Source organism: Hymenobacter sp. M1-2 (assembly GCF_057808495.1).
In genome coordinates this window covers 63306-79925 of the sequence record NZ_JBTYZO010000021.1, presented here as the reverse complement: position 1 = coordinate 79925, position 16620 = coordinate 63306, and the positions used below count along the sequence as shown (strand labels likewise).

At 58.9% G+C, this 16620-nt stretch carries 15 protein-coding genes; 4 read left to right on the top strand and 11 right to left on the bottom strand.

Features of this window, described 5'->3' with window-relative positions; all coding sequences use genetic code 11:
* Nucleotides 1-65: 65 nt before the first annotated feature.
* The 7 genes from ACYSMN_RS19165 to ACYSMN_RS19135 form a co-directional block, all read right to left on the bottom strand.
* Nucleotides 66-998, bottom strand: coding sequence for an SDR family oxidoreductase (locus tag ACYSMN_RS19165; RefSeq protein WP_488925517.1), 933 nt, complete (start codon nt 996-998; stop codon nt 66-68).
* A 9-nt stretch (nt 999-1007) separates the two neighbouring features.
* Nucleotides 1008-2315 carry a family 1 glycosylhydrolase gene (locus ACYSMN_RS19160; protein WP_488925516.1) on the bottom strand — a complete coding sequence of 436 codons (1308 nt, stop codon included), beginning with the start codon at nt 2313-2315 and terminating at the stop codon, nt 1008-1010.
* Between the two features lie 290 nt (nt 2316-2605).
* Nucleotides 2606-3787 (bottom strand): UDP-galactopyranose mutase, encoded by a 1182-nt coding sequence (gene glf, locus ACYSMN_RS19155; RefSeq protein ID WP_488925515.1) that lies wholly within the window; start codon nt 3785-3787, stop codon nt 2606-2608.
* Between the two features lie 46 nt (nt 3788-3833).
* Nucleotides 3834-5102, bottom strand: coding sequence for a glycosyltransferase family 1 protein (locus tag ACYSMN_RS19150; protein ID WP_488925514.1), 1269 nt, complete (start codon nt 5100-5102; stop codon nt 3834-3836).
* A gap of 176 nt (nt 5103-5278) precedes the next feature.
* Nucleotides 5279-5794 (bottom strand): GNAT family N-acetyltransferase, encoded by a 516-nt coding sequence (locus tag ACYSMN_RS19145; protein ID WP_488925513.1) that lies wholly within the window; start codon nt 5792-5794, stop codon nt 5279-5281.
* Nucleotides 5795-6031: 237 nt separating this feature from the next.
* Complete coding sequence (dapF, locus tag ACYSMN_RS19140) at nt 6032-6832, bottom strand: diaminopimelate epimerase (protein ID WP_488925512.1); 801 nt, start codon at nt 6830-6832, stop codon at nt 6032-6034.
* Between the two features lie 19 nt (nt 6833-6851).
* Entirely contained in the window at nt 6852-7334 is a 483-nt protein-coding gene (locus tag ACYSMN_RS19135; protein ID WP_488925511.1) for a DinB family protein, read from the bottom strand.
* Nucleotides 7335-7447: 113 nt separating this feature from the next.
* On the opposite strand from ACYSMN_RS19135, the gene ACYSMN_RS19130 reads away from it, so the two are divergent.
* The 4 genes from ACYSMN_RS19130 (at nt 7448) to ACYSMN_RS19115 (ending at nt 11200) form a co-directional block, all read left to right on the top strand.
* Nucleotides 7448-8332, top strand: a complete 885-nt coding sequence (locus ACYSMN_RS19130) for a class I SAM-dependent methyltransferase (protein ID WP_488925510.1) — start codon at nt 7448-7450, stop codon at nt 8330-8332.
* A 142-nt stretch (nt 8333-8474) separates the two neighbouring features.
* A complete protein-coding gene (locus tag ACYSMN_RS19125) occupies nt 8475-9041 on the top strand; it encodes a GNAT family N-acetyltransferase (RefSeq protein ID WP_488925509.1) in 567 nt (188 codons plus the stop codon).
* Entirely contained in the window at nt 9038-9997 is a 960-nt protein-coding gene (locus ACYSMN_RS19120) for a Ppx/GppA phosphatase family protein (protein ID WP_488925508.1), read from the top strand. The genes ACYSMN_RS19125 and ACYSMN_RS19120 overlap by 4 nt, the downstream gene beginning before the upstream one ends.
* A gap of 135 nt (nt 9998-10132) precedes the next feature.
* On the top strand, nt 10133-11200 hold the full coding sequence (locus ACYSMN_RS19115; RefSeq protein WP_488925507.1) for an Ldh family oxidoreductase: 1068 nt from the start codon (nt 10133-10135) through the stop codon (nt 11198-11200).
* A gap of 203 nt (nt 11201-11403) precedes the next feature.
* Here the strand turns inward: ACYSMN_RS19115 and ACYSMN_RS19110 are convergent, their stop codons facing one another.
* From ACYSMN_RS19110 to ACYSMN_RS19095, 4 genes are all read right to left on the bottom strand, one after another.
* Nucleotides 11404-12231 (bottom strand): murein L,D-transpeptidase catalytic domain family protein, encoded by an 828-nt coding sequence (locus tag ACYSMN_RS19110; protein WP_488925506.1) that lies wholly within the window; start codon nt 12229-12231, stop codon nt 11404-11406.
* 167 nt (nt 12232-12398) lie between these two features.
* The gene (locus ACYSMN_RS19105; RefSeq protein ID WP_488925505.1) at nt 12399-13157 is read right to left on the bottom strand and encodes a murein L,D-transpeptidase catalytic domain family protein; all 759 of its coding nucleotides are present in this window, start codon (nt 13155-13157) and stop codon (nt 12399-12401) included.
* A 541-nt stretch (nt 13158-13698) separates the two neighbouring features.
* The gene (locus ACYSMN_RS19100; RefSeq protein ID WP_488925504.1) at nt 13699-16014 is read right to left on the bottom strand and encodes a TonB-dependent receptor; all 2316 of its coding nucleotides are present in this window, start codon (nt 16012-16014) and stop codon (nt 13699-13701) included.
* Nucleotides 16015-16145: 131 nt separating this feature from the next.
* Nucleotides 16146-16532: a hypothetical protein gene (locus ACYSMN_RS19095; protein ID WP_488925503.1), complete on the bottom strand. Its 387-nt coding sequence runs from the start codon at nt 16530-16532 to the stop codon at nt 16146-16148.
* Nucleotides 16533-16620: the final 88 nt, after the last annotated feature.

Here is a 16620-nt window from a genome sequence, read left to right as displayed (position 1 = left end):
GGTGGATAGGGACGGCGTGAGACAAAAATGGCGAAATCAGCCTAACGGCACCGAACGTTTTGTCGCTAGGAAGCTACTGCCACTGGCTCCTCGGGCGTATTCCGCATAGCCTTCATCACCTCCGATACGCAGCGTTCCAGCCGCTCCTCGGTGCCAGGCAGCAAATTGCCCTGCTTACTGCCCAGCACGCTATACACGGGCCGGGCCGCGGCCAAGCCGAAGGTTCGCATGGAGCGTGGCATCACGAAGGATGTATCCAGACCAGCCATATCGGCGGCTAGGCGGGCCAGATCGACCCAGGTGTAGGAACCTTGGTTAGCGAGGTGCCACACGCCCCGCTCGTCATCAATGAGCAGGTTCAGAGACACGTTCACCAAATCTGGCACGTAAGTGGGCGAGATGAGCACGTCATCAGCCGCGTCGAAGGCTTGCTTGTGGTGGCCGGCCCGTAGCGCGTAGTACACGAAATTGTATTCGTCCCAGGGGCTGAAGAAAGCGCTGGTCCGCACCACCAACGAATCGGGCTTGATGGCTAGCACGTCGCGCTCGGCGAGGCGCTTGCTGTTGCCGTACACGTTGAGCGGCCGGGGCGTGTCGCTCTCCACGTACGCCGCCGACTTATTGCCATCGAAAACGAGGTCTGAGGAGAATGTGAGAAAGTAGATGTCGCGGTAGGCGCAGGCCGCCGCTATGATGGCCGGGCCGGTCGTATTTTCGCGGTAGCACCGCTCAAAGTCCTTCTCGGCCTCATCTACCCGCACGTAGCCGGCCGTGTTGACCACAGCCCAGGGATTGTAGGTGGTCAGCGCTTTTTCCACTGAAACAGGATCGGTGATATCCAGCTCGGCGCGGGTCAGGGCTACGGTTTCGATGCCGCGAATGGCGCAAATGCGCTGAAAGGCTCGGCCTAGCGTACCGTTAGCTCCCGTGATGAGCAGGGGCTGCACCGGAGGCTTGTTGGATCCCGCAGCCAGATCATTCAGATTAAGTACCTGCATAGTATCAGATTAAGAGGTCTTGGAAGTGGGACAATGGTGGTGATACAGGAAACGGTCTTCCCGTTCCCACCAGCCTTTGGATTGCAGCAAAGGATGGTTGTAACGCCCAGTGGTGGCGAGACTCTTCACCATCTTAAACAATGCCGTAGGCCGAGGCTTGCCGCCGCTCATATCAAAGACGCCACTTTCGTAGAATGCGCCCTCTTTTGTGAGCAAGGTGTTCCAATCGTAGGCGCCGAGCAACGACCAAATAGTAATGGCCCGCAAGTCGACGCCTTCTTCTTTAAGCTTATTGGTGGCATCCCAGGCGTACTGTACCCAGCGCATCTGCTCTTCGCGGGTGCATTCGAGGTGCACTTCCGTTACGGCAATGGGTAAGTGGTATCGTTCCCAGGCTTCGAGCAGTAAGTCGTGAAGGCCGGCCAGCTCTACCAGGCGCACTCGTACGGCTTCCACATCAGCATAATCGACGCGCTCGGCGCTGCGGCAGAGGTGGTGCACGGGGAAGTACTCGTGGTTTTCGTCCAGGAACCGCTCACTCGTGATGTAGTGGTTGATGCCCAGGACATCGGGCGGCAGCGGGTTGTTGGCCAGATCCAGCAGTTCCATTTCAGAAGCGCCATGCTTGCGCAAATATTTCCACAGCGGGTGTTGGCGGTCGACGTAGCCGCAAAGCAGGTCGAAGGTGAGCCACCGCCGGTTGTTTTCAAACTTAGCCTGCTTCGCTAGACCGGGCGTGCAGTGGGTTTTGCCTAGGTCTTCAGTCTGCACTAATTGCGCATCCGGCGTAATTTCCCGGATAGCCCGCATGGCTTCCCGCACACCTTTGATGTGGTTGAGTTGGATGCGCACGAACGTTTTGTCGTCGAGGCCGTGCGGGTACCAGATGCCGTAGAGGCCACTGAAGCGGGCCGTGGTGAGCGGCTCGTTGATGGGCGTGTAATGCTTGATCCAGGGGTAGCGCTCGGCTACCATCCGGGCAAACCGCGTCAGACCCGACACAAAATTATCTTCGTGCAGCGCGGTGTAGCGCGGGCCGCTGCCGTGGTGCAGCAACGTAACGATGGGGTCGATGCCTAGCTCTCGGAGGCGCGCCATCCGCTCATCGGTCCAAGTCCAGTCGGGGTTGTCGAGGCTTTCCGGGGCCACTTGCTCCCACAAGATGGGGTAGCGCAGCTTGCGGATGCCCAGTTCGGCAAACGAGTCTAAATCTTCGATGCGGGCGCGGTGGCCGCTACTGACGAGCTGATCGGAATAGCCATTGCCAATTCGCCGAATGGTACATTCTACTCCGCCCCATATTTCTACCTTTTCCATTCTTCTATCGGTTTGTAGCTGCACGCAGTAATGTTAAGTATTGAGACGTTAGTACTGAGTATTGAGACTTAAAGCGAATTCTCAGCAAGTAGCTAATTGAACATTGTTTAACTACTCGCTACTCAGGTCTTACCACTTAACAAGGTTCAGTTGATAACATCCGAAAACAGTTCTGTCATTCTGAGCTAGCGGCGGGAAGCTGATAGTTGTGCGCCCAGGGGCTTTCACAACCTAAACTTCCCGCCGCTAGCTCAGAATGACAGACATCTGGCAACCGGTTTTTCACCGTGCTACTTCTTGGCTGGGTCGCGCGGCACGAGTTTTTCCATGAGCGAAGCCGAACCGGTAATGGCCGGTTTTTTGGCTTTCAACGCTTCCTCACTTTTTTCGGTGAGTTTCTTGTAAAGCGTCAGGGCTTGGGCTACTACTTGGTCCATGTTATAGTACTTGTAGGTAGCCAAGCGGCCTACGAAGTGGACGTTGGGCGTTTCGTCGGCCAGCTTCTTGTACTTGTTGTACAAGTCGGCATTTTCGGCCATCGGAATGGGGTAGTACGGGTCACCTTCGGCCTGCGGATACTCGTACACGATGGCCGTTTTGGGGTGGTCCTGGCCGGTGAGGGCCTTGAACTCGGTGATGCGCGTGTAGGGATGCTCGTTGGGGTAGTTTACGACCGGAGCGGCCAAGTGCTGTTCTTTGTTCAGCGTCTCGTGCTTGAACTCCAGCGAGCGGTAGGGCAGCTTGCCAAACTTGTAGTCGAAATACTCATCTACCGGGCCCGTGAAAATCATTTCCTTGAAAGGAATAAAGTCTACTACCTCGTGGTAGTCGGTGTTGAGCATCACCTTGATGTTGGGGTGGTCGAGCATCTTCTCGAACATCCGGGTGTAGCCGTGCAAGGGCATAGCCTGGTAGGTGTCCGTGAAGTAGCGGCCGTCGCGGTTGGTGCGGGTGGGCACGCGGCTGGTCACCGATTTGTCGAGCTGCGAAGGATCGAGGCCCCACTGCTTGCGGGTGTAGTTCTTGAAGAACTTCTCGTACAGTTCGCGGCCTACTTTACTCACTACCACGTCTTCCGACGTTTTGATTACGGGCACTTCTTCGGCTACAGAGGCAAAGAACTGGTCCAGCTCGAAGCTGGTCAGGTTGAGACCGTAAAGTTTATTGATGGTGTCGAGGTTGATGGGCATCGGCACGTGCTGTCCGTCGACGGAAGCTAGCACGCGGTGCTCGTAGGGGCGCCAGTCGGTGAAGTTGCCCAGGTAGTCGAACACCTCTTTCGAGTTGGTGTGAAAGATGTGCGGACCGTACTTGTGGACCAGAATTCCTTCCTCATTATAGTGGTCGTAGGCATTGCCACCAATGTGGTTACGCTTATCGATAATGAGGACTTTTTTATTCGAACGGGTGGCCAGCCGTTCGGCCAGCACGCTGCCAGCGAAGCCGGCCCCAACGATTAGGTAATCAAACATAGGAGTAGAGTGGTTTGGGAATGGGATGAGGGACTCGGCTACTGAATCAGGAAGCGGAGGCGAGAGTAGTGTGGGAAGTAGCGGCAGGCGCGTTGGCCGCCGTTTTGGCCTGTAGGCGGGCCTGCATCAATTGCAGCATTTGCTGCCAGGTCTGGTCCCAGGAAATGGTGGCCAGGTAAGCGTCGGTACGCTCGCGCCAGTCAGCATCTTCGGCTTGCGTGAGGGCCTTTTCGATGGCGCGGCCAAAGTCTTCGGCGTTGGCGGCAATCTGCACGAGGTTCAGCTCGCCATAGGGCCGCACCACGTCGCGGATGGGGGTGCTGACTACCGGGCGGCCGGCGGCCAGGTACTCGGGGGTTTTGGTGGGAGAAATAAACTTGGTGCTCTCGTTGTCGGCAAAGAGCAGGGTGGCCACATCCCAGCTGGCTAAGTAAGCAGGCAGCTCCTGGTAGTCTTTGCCGCCCAAATAGTGAATATTCTGTTGGCGTGGTAGTATGTCGTGGTCGATTTTCACCACCGGCCCGATGATGACGAACTGCCATTCGGGATGGGCATCGGCGAGCTGGCGCAGCAGCTCAATGTCGAGACGCTCATCTACCACTCCAAAAAATCCAACGCGAGGGTGGGCAATGCCGGCCTGGTCGGCGGGCTCTTCTATGGGCTGCCGGGCCTGCCCGAAATGGGCCTTGTCGATGCTGCTGGGGAACGGATGGGCGTCGGCGTGCTGCTTGCTCTTGGCTTCGTAAAGCGTGTGGCCACCCGTAAATACTAAATCGGCTTTCTTGAACAACTCCTGCTCACGTTCCTGCAAAGCGGGCGGCGCGAACTTGAAATTGGCCAGCTCATCCATGCAGTCGTACACTGTCAGCCGGGGCGTAAAGGCGCGCGACTTGCCGAGGGCCATCGGGGTATAGTACCAGAATATGTAGCTTTCTATGCCTTCTTGAGTGAAATACTCACGCAATACTTCAAACTGCTTTTGGTCGGCGGCATCTTCGTCGTGGCGGAGGTGGTCGGGTAGATGCACTACCAAGACCTTGAGGCCGTGTTGACGCTCTTTCACCTCCATGTGCGGCTCAATGGGGTCTTCGGGACTATGGAAGAAAGCTTCTTCCACGTAAAATACCCGGCCTTGCTGCGCAAAACGTGACAGCAGATGCTGTGGACGCTGCCACACAAAATCCCAGTGCAAATGCGCGAAACAAACTAGATCAGGCAGAGCGTAGGAATTAGCAGAGGCAGTAGCGTTAGAGTGGTTAGATGGTGCAGAGCCGGGGGCATAGTTCGACAGCTCCGCTGGTGGGGACAGCGACATAGATGGGTAAATTGGGGTGTAAGTGCGACGCCCGATACCTCTAGCGAATACGAATCTTCTTCGATATCCGGGGCCGCTTACCCTTTATACGCCTACCCTCCCAAAAAAGATATTGACGAGCTATAACTAATCCAATTGGTTCGGTCGAACTACGCTCGTTAGTTTATTACCAAGCTCTACAGCAAATGTTGCATTTCCACGGCGTCTTGCCAGCCCTCGGCGGTCCGCAGCCACTCGCGCCGCACGCCCGCGTGCTGGAACCCAACGGACTCGAAAAGTTGCTGGCTGGCGGCGTTATCGTCGGCGATAGTGCAGTGAAGTTGGTGCAGCCGCAGCACCTGCCGGGCGTAGGGTAGCAGCAGCTCCAGCGCCGCCTGGGCGTAGCCGCGCCGCCGGTGTTGGGCCAGCACCATAATCCCAACGCCAGCCCGCTGGTGCAGCGGCTCAAACCCAAATACATCGACGGCACCTACTGCCTCGCCCGTTGCTTTGGCGCACAACACCAACCGCAACTGCCGGACCTCGTGGAAATCGGCGGCAGCGTGGTCCAAATACTGCCGCAGCGTGTAGCGCGACACCGGCGCTAGCGTATCTGAGACGCCCCACACGCTCGGGTCGTTTTCCAGCGCGTACAGAAAGTCGAGGTCTTCGGCTTCGAGGGGGCGCAGGAACACGAGGTCAGAATGCAGCATGGGGGTTGATGTGCTGATTTTTTGATGTGCTGATGTGCTGACGTTGTTTATCTAAACCGTCATGCAGAGGCGCTAGCCGAAGCATCTCGCTAGGGTGGTAACTCTTTTTGCAATTGCAGCATTAGCACGCGAGATGCTTCGGCTGCGCCTCTGCATGACACGCTAAACAACGTCAGCACGCGAGATGCTTCGCTCCGCTCTGCGTGACGGGCTTTTTCAATCGTCCTTTCTCCTCTCCTACTTTGTCACCGTTACGGTGCCTTCGAACACATGCGTGGCGGGGCCGATGAGGAAGACGTTGCGGAAGGAGCCGTCGGGCTGGGAGTCGAAAGTGACGCGGAGGTCGCCGCCGGGAGTACGCAGGTGGACGGGGCTGCTGGCGCCGTGGTGGGAGGCGGCCAGCGCCACGGCCGTTACACCGGTGCCGCAACTCAGGGTTTCGTCTTCTACGCCGCGCTCGTAGGTGCGCACCTGCCAAGGCAGTTCCGGCGCGGCGGGCGTCTCCACGAAATTTACGTTGGTGCCTTGCTCCCGGAACAGCTCCCCGTACCGGATGGCCCGGCCTTCAGCAAATACGTTCAGCTCGGCCAGGGTGCTGGCGGGCACGAACCGGATTAGGTGAGGCGAGCCGGTATCGAGAAAGACGCCGTGGCCTTCCACGTCTTGCAGGCCGGCCACGTCCTGCATGCGCAATTGCACGGTGCCATCGGGCTCAATACGCGCCTCGTGCGGGCCATCGGCGGCCAGGAAACGGGTAGTATCCTGGATGACACCCAGCTGCCGCGCGAAGGCCACGGTGCAGCGTCCGCCGTTGCCGCACATAGAGCCTAGGTGGCCGTCAGCGTTGAAGTACACCATCTCGAAATCGTATTCCGGGTGAGTACGCAGCAAAATCAGCCCGTCGGCCCCGATGCCGCGGCGCCGGTCACAGAGATGGCGCACTAGCTCGTGGTTGCTGGCATCGAAATGCTGGGCCCGGTCGTCCACCATCACGAAGTCGTTGCCGGTGCCTTGGTATTTGTGGAAGGAAATCGTCACGGGAGGAAAGGAAATCTGCTTAAAGAAATTTGCGCAACAAAGCTATCTGGCCCGCGTGGTAAAGATAATGCTGCACGGCCCCATGCAGCAGCACGTAGCACGACACACCGGAGCCTTCGGCCAGATTGCGGCCATCGCCTAGCACGGTATCGAGGGCAGATTCGGGCAGCGCGGCGGTGGCAGTTAGCAGTCGCGCTTGGGCTTTTTTCAGTGCTTGTTGAGCCTGCTGCCAGGCGGTTTCGTTGGGCTCAGCCGCGAATACGGGCCAGTCTTCGTCGGTTGCGGGCGTTAGTTGCTGCTGTTCTATGCGTTGCGCTACCGTGTTGGCCCAGGTGGTGAGGTGGCGTACCAACTCGCCGATGCTGTGTACCCCAGCCAGTGGGTGCGCGGCGGCCTGCGTGGCCGTAATGCCCGCCAGCGTGTCCTGCAAGGAAGGCCCCGACCACGTGTCGCTGTCGAAAGCCCGTTGCAGTTGGTCGGCAATACGTTGTGTTTCTTTCATCTTGTTGAGGCTCGTTTGAGTTCGGTTACCTGAACTAGCTATACGATACCGGCCAGAACAGCGTCGTGCCGTACCTTTGCCGGCCTGCCCCACCGGCAGCCTAAAGGTAGTTTATGTACACGTTCCTCACCACTGACCCCTGGGCCGACTACGAGCTGATTGACGCCGGCAACTTCGAGAAGCTAGAGCGTTTCGGCAAGCACATTCTGGCCCGGCCCGAGCCGCAAGCCATCTGGGACCCGCATTTGCCCGCCAGTGAGTGGCAGCGCGCCCACGCCACCTTCACCCGCGAGAAGGGCAGCCAGGAGCGCGGGCAATGGAAGATGAAGCCCGGCACGGCCGAGCAGTGGATCATTGCTTACGAGCGACCGGATGGGCTGAGACTGAAGTTTCGGTTGGGCATGTCGTCGTTTAAGCACGTGGGGCTGTTTCCGGAGCAGGACCCCAATTGGCAGTTCATCTACCAGCAGACTAAGAAGCGCCGGGCCTCCCAGCCGCGCGTGCTCAACCTGTTTGCCTACACCGGCGCGGCTACCCTGGCCGCTCGCGCCGCCGGCGCCGACGTCACCCACCTCGACTCCGTGAAGCAGGTCAATTTCTGGGCCCGCGACAATATGGAAGCTTCCGGCCTCGATGGGGTGCGTTGGCTGGTGGAAGATGCCATGAAGTACGTGCGGCGCGAGGTGAAGCGGGGCAGCAAGTACCAGGGCCTCATCCTGGACCCGCCCGCGTACGGCCGCGGCCCCAACGGCGAGAAATGGCAGCTGGAAGATGAGTTGAATGATATGCTCAAACTCTGCAAAGAACTGCTCGACCCGCAGGATCATTTCTTCCTCATCAACCTCTACTCACTCGGTTTCTCGGCGCTGATTCTGGAAAACCTAGTGCACGAAATCTTCCCCGAAGCTCGCCAGAACCGCGAAATCGGGGAAATCTATCTGCACGACCGAGCCGCCCGCAAGCTGCCCCTAGGCACGTTTTGCCGTTTCGCCACTTAACTGGTTTTTCGTTGTTAGTTATTCGTTTTTCGCCTTCGCGCCTTTATCGAAAATCGACTATTACTTGATGAGCCTTGATGAGCGGGCTCCTCCCCTGAACCCGTCTGCTCGAAAAACAAAAAACCAACAACGAAAAACGAATATGCACGATGCGCCTCTCCTTCGCGCAGCTAGTCTAGACGACGTACCGGCGCTGAACCAGCTCATTGAGCAGGCAGTCCGGCACCTGAGCGTTGGCTACTATACGCCGCAGCAAATAGAAAGCTCACTGCAATACGTGTTTGGGGTAGACACGCAGTTGATCAAGGACGAGACGTACTACGTGGCGGAAGCAGATGGCCTCGTGGTGGGCTGCGGCGGCTGGAGTAAACGAAACACCCTCTACGGCGGCGACCAAACTAAAGTAGAGCAAGATCCGCTGCTCAATCCGGCGCGGGAGCCGGGCCGAATTCGCGCCTTCTTTGTGCATCCGCAATGGGCTCGGCGCGGCATTGGGCGGGCTATTATTGAAATGGGTGAGCAATCGGCTTACGGCGCTGGTTTTCGGCGCTTGGAGTTGGCCGCTACGCTACCCGGGGAGCCCCTCTACACAGCGTTGGGATACGAAGTCGATGAACATTTCACCATCACTTTCCCCGATGGCGAACAGCTGCCTCTAGTCCGAATGAATAAGACATTGAACGCCAAAACAAGCAACTTGCCCGCATGATGCAGCCCCGCCACCGCCGCCTCGCCCTCATCGACATGGGCACCAATACGTTTCACTTGCTCATCGTGGAGCTGCCTACTACCGCCGACGAACTGCCGGTACCGACGGTGCTGCTGCGCACCAAAGTAGGCGTGAAGCTCGGGGAAGGCGGCATCAGCCAAGGTGAGATTACGCCGGAGGCTTTTGCCCGCGCGCTGCACACGCTGGATGCTTTTCAGGAGGAAATAGAGCTGCACGAAGTAAACGAGGTACGCGCCACGGCCACCAGCGCCGTGCGCGTGGCCCGCAACGGCGCCGAGTTGGTGCAGGCCATTTTTGAGCATACCGGCATCCGGGTGGAAGTCATTCCCGGCGACCGGGAAGCGGAGTTGATTACCAAAGGTATTCGCCAAGCCGTGTTGCTGGGCCCGGTGCCGCACTTGCTGATGGACATTGGCGGCGGCTCCGTGGAGTTCATCATAGCCAGCGAAACGCAAATTTTCTGGAAGCAAAGCTTTGAAATAGGCGCCCAGCGGCTGCTCGACAAGTTTTTCACCCAGGACCCACTACCCGCTACCGCCGTGCAAGCCCAGCAAACGTGGCTAACTGAGGTGCTAGCTCCGCTCACGGCCGCCGTACGGCAGTACCAGCCCGTGAGCCTAGTCGGCGCCAGCGGCACATTCGATACGCTCTGCGACTTGCAAGCGGCCCGCGCCGGCCAGCCGGAGCTTGTCGGCAAAGCAGTACCGGCCACGCCTATTTCGGTGGCAAGCTTCCACCAAAGCTACGCGCAGCTGCTCGCTCTCGACCACGCTGCCCGCTTGGCTCTGCCCGGCATGACGCCCTTGCGCGCCGACATGATAGTGGTGGCCTGCGTGCTCATCGATTTCGTGCTCAACACCTACGGCTTCACCAATATCCAGGCCTCCGCTTACGCGCTGAAAGAAGGCTTGCTGGCTGAAATTTTAGGCCAGTAACACGCCCGTAGCGCGAAGCTCTGGCTTCGCACATCGTTGAACGACACCATTGGGCGACATTAGTTCAGTTGTCAGCAACGATACGCGAAGCTGGAGCTTCGCGCTACTGTCTTTTCACTCCGGTTATATTCTGCAATGACCACAACTCTTCCCTACAGCCAGCTTTTTGCTTTCACCGAGTCCGTTTTCCGCGGTATCGGCTGTCCCGATGACGACGCCATTTTAGCCACTGAAACCTTGCTTTCCGCCGATTTGCGCGGCATCGACTCGCACGGCGTAGCGCGGCTTATCGGCTACGTGCGCCTCTGGGAAGCTGGCCGCATCAACCCGGATCCACGCGTGGGCGTGACCTATGAAACGCCTAGCACGGCCGTGGTAGATGGTGATGGGGGCCTGGGGTTGGTGGTAGGACCCAAAGCCATGGAGGTAGCGCTGGAAAAAGCCCGCCAAGTGGGTACCGGCTGGGTTTCGGTCCGCAATTCCAATCACTACGGCATTGCCGGCTACCACGCCATGAAGGCCCTGGCCCACGACATGATTGGCATCGCCATGACCAATGCCTCGCCCCTCGTAGCGCCCACGCACTCGTTGGAGCGCCTGCTCGGCACCAACCCCATTGCCGTAGCCATTCCTGCCGGCGACCAGCCCGATTTCGTGGCCGACTTCGCCACCACCACCGCCGCCAACGGCAAGCTCGAAATACTCCAACGCAAGCAACTCCCCGCCCCCGAAGGCTGGATTCAGGACAAGAACGGCCACACGTCTACCAACCCCGACGAGTTGAAAGCGGGCGGGGCGTTGCAGCCGCTAGGCGGCGAAACCGGCTCCCACAAAGGCTATTGCCTAGGTAGCATCGTTGATATTTTCTCGGCCGTACTCAGCGGCGCCAACTACGGCCCCTGGGTGCCGCCGTTCGTGGCCTTTTTGCAGCCGCCCGCCGATCCGGTAGGCCAGGGCATCGGGCATTTCTTCGGGGCTATGCGGGTGGATGCGTTTCGGCCCGCCACTGAGTTCAAGGCGCACATGGACAACTGGATTGCCACCTTCCGCGCGGCGCGTGCCATTGAGGGCCAGCACGTGCTCATTCCCGGTGACCCAGAGCGCGAAACGTCAGCTCAACGTCTGCTCAACGGTATTCCCCTGCTAGATCCAGTCCTGAAAGATTTGGAAACGGTAGGCGCAAAATTCGGAGTAAAGCTGTAGCGCGGATATCCGTTCCGCGACGAGCACAGCGAGTATCCGATAATACTCCTCTCGTCTATGCGCGCAAACTGATTTCAACTCAACTTCCAATCAAAGTATCCAAACCAAGAGTTATTCTTCGATTGAGATATCAAACATACCCGCCCACAAAAAGCCCCGCTAGCAACCTTGCCAGCGGGGCTTTTATATGATGCTGTTACTCTTTAGCCGTTGATAGGGACCAGCGTGTTCATTGCTACACTCTCGTTCAAATATTTTGAAGAGTACGACTGATCGGGGCCGTTTAAAAACAGACAGGTACCACCGTTCACAGCCTCAATAATCTCATCTTTCTGGTCCATAGGCAGCGCCGGGCAACCGAGGCTGCGACCCAAACGACCGTACTGACGGATAAAGTCTTCGCTCACGTAGTCGGCGCCGTGCATGACGACGGAACGGGCCAAGGCATTGGTGTTGAAGCCTTCATCCATGCCATTGAGCTTGAGCGAGCGGCCATGCTTGCCCACGTACTCGTCTTGCGTGACGTAGAAGCCTAAGCTGCTCATGTTCGACTCATTCTGGTTGGAGAAGCTAGTAGCTACGTTTTCGCCCGAGTTGTGCCCGTGAGCAACCAGGGTGTGAAACTTCACTTGCTTGGCCGCTATATCGAGCACCCACAGGCGTTTTTCGGTGCTGGGCAGCTCGAAGTCTACCACGGTCAGCAGTTGCTTATCGGCACTTAGGCGGCCTTCGTGCTGCAGATTCAGGTAGCCAGTCATGGCTTTGGCAAACACCTCATAGCGAAGTCCCTGGCTTGCCACGTTCAGGTCGCGGTACAGCTCCTGCATCCGCTGGTTGAAGAAAGCGGTTTGCAGGCTCTCGACCGTAGGAAGCTTGGTTTCCATCTTGGCCGCCTTCACCTTACTGTTGATCACGGGCGAGGCCAGCGGCGTAGCCATAAACAACGAAGCCACGAACGGCAATACCCGGCGTGCTACGCGGCGGGCGCGGCGCTTAAAACGCTGACGCTGAATTACGCTTGGTTTTTCCATCTGCACGAAGGGTCGGTTAGAGTATCTCCCACTATCCAGCGCGTCCAAGTAGCACTGGCAAAAAATCTATACGCGAACACGGGACAAGTGGATACATTGTGCCGCGGCGGCTATTCTAACATGGCTCTATTTTAATTGATTCCCTGTTGGAAACCTTATTGGGCACTTTATCGCCAGCCTCGGGCGGCCAACTGCCGCGCCGCCACGACTCCATCCAGCCATTTCGACTCCAAGCCCGGCCCTGCCAACAGTAGGCACGATCCTTCGGGCAAGCTGCGGATAATGGCCCGATACTGGTCGGGAGGCAAAGCGGGGCAACCACGGCTGTAGCCCAGCTGGCTATGGCGTTGCAAGTAAGACTGGCTCACGTAGTCGGCGGCGTGCAGCACCACGTAACGGCGCAGCGCGTTGTCGTTCTGGCCTTGGTCGAGGCCGCGCAAGCGGCGCGAGAGGCCGTGCTTGCCACCGTAGGTGTCCTCGGTGCGGTAGAAGCCAAGCGAGGTGCAGGCTGATTTGACCTGGTTGGAAAACTGCCGGGCGCGCAAGGTGCCAGAACCCCGCCCGTGCGCTACGTGGCTCCGATGCAGCACCCGACCCGTCTGCATGTCAAGCACCCAGAGGCGCGGCACAGTGGAAGGCAAGTCCATATCCGCTATGGCCAGCACGCCGCTCTGCTGAACGCGCTTAGCATGTCGCAAGGTTAAATAGCCCACGCAGGCCCGTTCCAGCACTTCCGGCCGCAGTTCCGCCGCCTCGTCTCCTAGCCGGCTATGCAACTGGCGCACTGCCTGGCGTAGCGAGTCGGAGAGGTCTGCCAGCGGCTCCAGAGGTGTAAGAGCCAGAGAATCGGGCAGGGCTGGCGGCGTTGGAGGAACTGCCGGGGCGACGTCGGGGTGGGGGGCAGTACGAACGGGAGCGGAGGCCACGGAGGCAGCGAGTGGCGCATTGCTTTCGGTGGTTGTAGCGTGGCAACCAGCGAGTACGAGCAACGCTACGACCATCCGCCAACTTCCCCTCAGTACCGCTGTGTTTTCGCCTCGCCTGCTCATGTCGCCAAGGTACTTAGTCGGCGCCAAGAGCTGATAGAGGAATTGAAAAAAGAAGCTTATCACCACAAAAAAGCCTCTTCCAGTATGGAAGAGGCTTTTAGTTTCAGTAACAAGGCAACGCAGCCGCTAGGCTATCTACCAGCGTTTCGCGGAACGATACGGTGCGGAACGACCCAAGCTACGGCAGCGAGCCAGCGCGGTGGCTTCGATTGCGCGGGTATTGGGTGGCGGTGGCGGCAGACTTGCGCGGGTGTTGGATATGGCGGCCGGCTTGAAGCCAACGGGCAATGCAACCGTGGTAGCGGCTGCTACGCCGGATGGAGCTAGTGTTTTGATGAAAGGAGACATAACAAGAAGGTCGAAAGTTGGAAAACAGGCTGGCACTCCAACTTGACGGAGCGCCAGAAAACAGGCAGCATTAGAAGGAAATGCTCACGTTGCCTTTCATGAAAAACGGCGTACCCGGCGTGTAATGCAGCTCGGAAACACCTTCGGCGGGTTCGCCGGGCAGCCGGCTCTGCGTATCGAACTGGGCTTGGTTCCACGCCTCGTTCAGCAGGTTTTCGGCCGAGGCCCCGAACTGGAAACGACCGACGGCGTAGCTCACCACGGCATCGAGCAGGAAGTAGCCCCGGGCCCGCACCGAGTTGTCTTCGTTGGCGGGCCGGTTGTTGAGGTGACGGTAGCGCAGGCTGGCGCTCAGACCGGTGGGCTGTTTGAGCGTGAGGCCCCCAATGCTGGTGAAACTAGGCGCCAGCGGAATGTAGTTTTCGCCTTTAGGTGCTCCTACCGCCCGGCCGTGGGCATAGTTCACATCCACATCAGCGAAAAGTACCCGGCTCAATTGGTAGCGCAAGGCTACATCGGCACCGAAGCGGCGGGTGCGGCCGGAGCTTTCCACGAAGCCCCCATCCCCGACATACACCAGCTCATCCTGCAAGTGCAGCGCCCACAGCGCGGCATTCACGACCAGCGCCGGCACGGGTTTGAACGTGCTACCCACTTCGTAGCCGATGGCTCGCGGCAGGGCTTGCAGCGAGTCGCCACGGTTCACGACTACCGCGCGGGCGTCGTTGGAATGGAAGCCGAAGCCGGAGCGCACGAAAAACTGCACGTCGGGCGTGAGGTCGTAGTACAGATTCAGCTTCGGGCTAACTCGCGCCTTAGTGGCCCGGCCCGAAGTTGAGTCGGCCTGCTGACCTCGAAAGCGGAAAACGAAGTAGTCGGCGCGCAGGGAGGCATTTACGGTGAGTCGGTCCGTTAGCGTCAGCACTTCATCGAGGTAGGCATTCAGATTTTGCTCGTACACCCGCCCGCTCACGATGGTGTCGGTTACTTGCCGCTTCACGGCGTGGCGCAGCGCGAGGTCAATATCATCGATGCGGGTGCCGAGGCCGAGCGTGGAACGCAGCGGCTTGGTGCCTAGCTGGCCGCTCCGCTCGTAGGTGCCGGTGTAGCCGTAGATGTTGCGCGCTTCCGACTGCCGGATTTGGTCACCCTGATCTTCGTTTTCGAGGAAGAAAGTGAAGTTAGAGTACAGGTTGAAATTGTAGCGGCTGTAGTAGGCTTGCTGGCGCAGCACCGCCTCGCCGGGCAGCGTGGTAGTAAGCACGGCCGTGGCATTGATGCGGTTGGTGCGGCCCCCTTCCGTGTCGTCTATCGCGCCGAAGCGCGAAATCAGCCCGGCCCGCACGGCCCGATCCGGCACCTGCCCGGAGGCATCCCAATTGGAAGTGAAGTGCGAGCCCAGCAGCATCAGCGAAGTGCGCTCCGACAGCAGCCCCGTGTACTTACCCATGCCGTTGAAGCGCTTGAAGTGCTGCGGGCTGTTGAAGTAGGAGTTCGTGAACGTGTACTCGCTGGCCAGATAGGCGCTTTCTGCTTGTTTCGACAGCAGATGCTTGCCCTGCGGCAGCACGTCAAGCAACGCTACCGCCCGCCGCGTGTCGAAGCGCCCGATTTCCACTTTGGCCAGGCTGTGGTCGAGGCTGGTTTTGGTGCTGAACTCTCCAGCTCCGGCCGTGGCAAAATCCCCAAACCGGGCTGTGTAGGGCCCTTTGTACACGCGCAACGCATCCACCGTCTCGGGAATCACGAAGTGCATATCGGCGTAGCCTTGTCCGTGGGCGTGGCTCACCATATTCACCGGCAGTCCGTCGATGCTCACGTTGAAATCGGTGCCGTGGTCGACATCGAAGCCCCGAATGAAGATCTGCTCGGCTTTGCCACCCCCGGCGTGCTGCGCAATAAATAGCCCTGGCACCAGCGGCAACAAGTCCTGCGCTGAATTCACGGGCCGCAACACCTGGTCGATGTGGGTGATGGCGGCGAGGCTTTGGTTAGGGTCGCGGGGCTGCGCTACGGTTACTTCACGCAGATTCAACGCCACGGCGGGCAGGGTTAGCGTTACGGTGCTGGTTTGGCCCGCCCTCAGCGTCACGGTTTGGGTGCGAGTGCCGTAGCCTAGGCCCGTGGCCCGCAAGGTGTAGGTGCCTGCCGCCAGCCCACCGAAACGAAAACCACCTAACTCATCGGTCGCGGTGGCCGCGGTTCCAGCGGGGCCTTCCAGCCGTAGCCCAGTTCCGGGAAGACGCAGTCCCGAGGCGGAATCGGCCACGGTGCCGCGCAGGGTGGCAGTAGTAGCCGTAGTACTTTGCGCACGAAGCGGCGCAAAGCTGCCCGAAGCCAGCAGTGCCAGCCCAAGCAGGATAATTCGTAAAAAACAGGAGTTCATGCCGCCGAAGCAATGACGACGCGCCCCGCCGCAGCTAGAGCAGCGCGGGCGGCGTCAGATGGTAAGAAATAAGAAATAGCCCGTAAAGCAGGCTGGCTGCGCCGGACACACGAGTGCCTCCGGTGCGCTTCTTATCCCTGGCGCGGCGGCGCGTAAAGTTTGTCGCTGAAACCAGCCGGTACCGCCAATACTAAGGAGGCTACTATCGGTTGCGGCGTATAGAAAAGGTGTTGCGTAAAAACCGGCTCGTCTTCAACCAGGCAATGCACATCCAGCCCTTTGAGGGTGCTCAGAAAGTGGAGCGGTGTTTCGTGGGAGCCGGGTTTATGCACTTCGTACTGCTCCCCATTGCACTGGTCGAAGCAGTCGAGTTGGAGGTAATGGTGTTGCTGGCAGTCGGCGCTGTGCACGTAGGCTACAGCCCGCTCCCGCACTGGCTCCGCCCGGCCCACAAGGCCCGCCCCGACTACCAAAAGGTAGTTGGTCAGCAGCAGCCAAACGAGTCCAATACGCAGCATGAGTTGGTTTTTGGTTATTGGTTTTTCGTTGTTGGGTTGTTCTTATAGACAGCGCGAGAAATCAACCTTTGAGGTTTCTAGCGGCGGT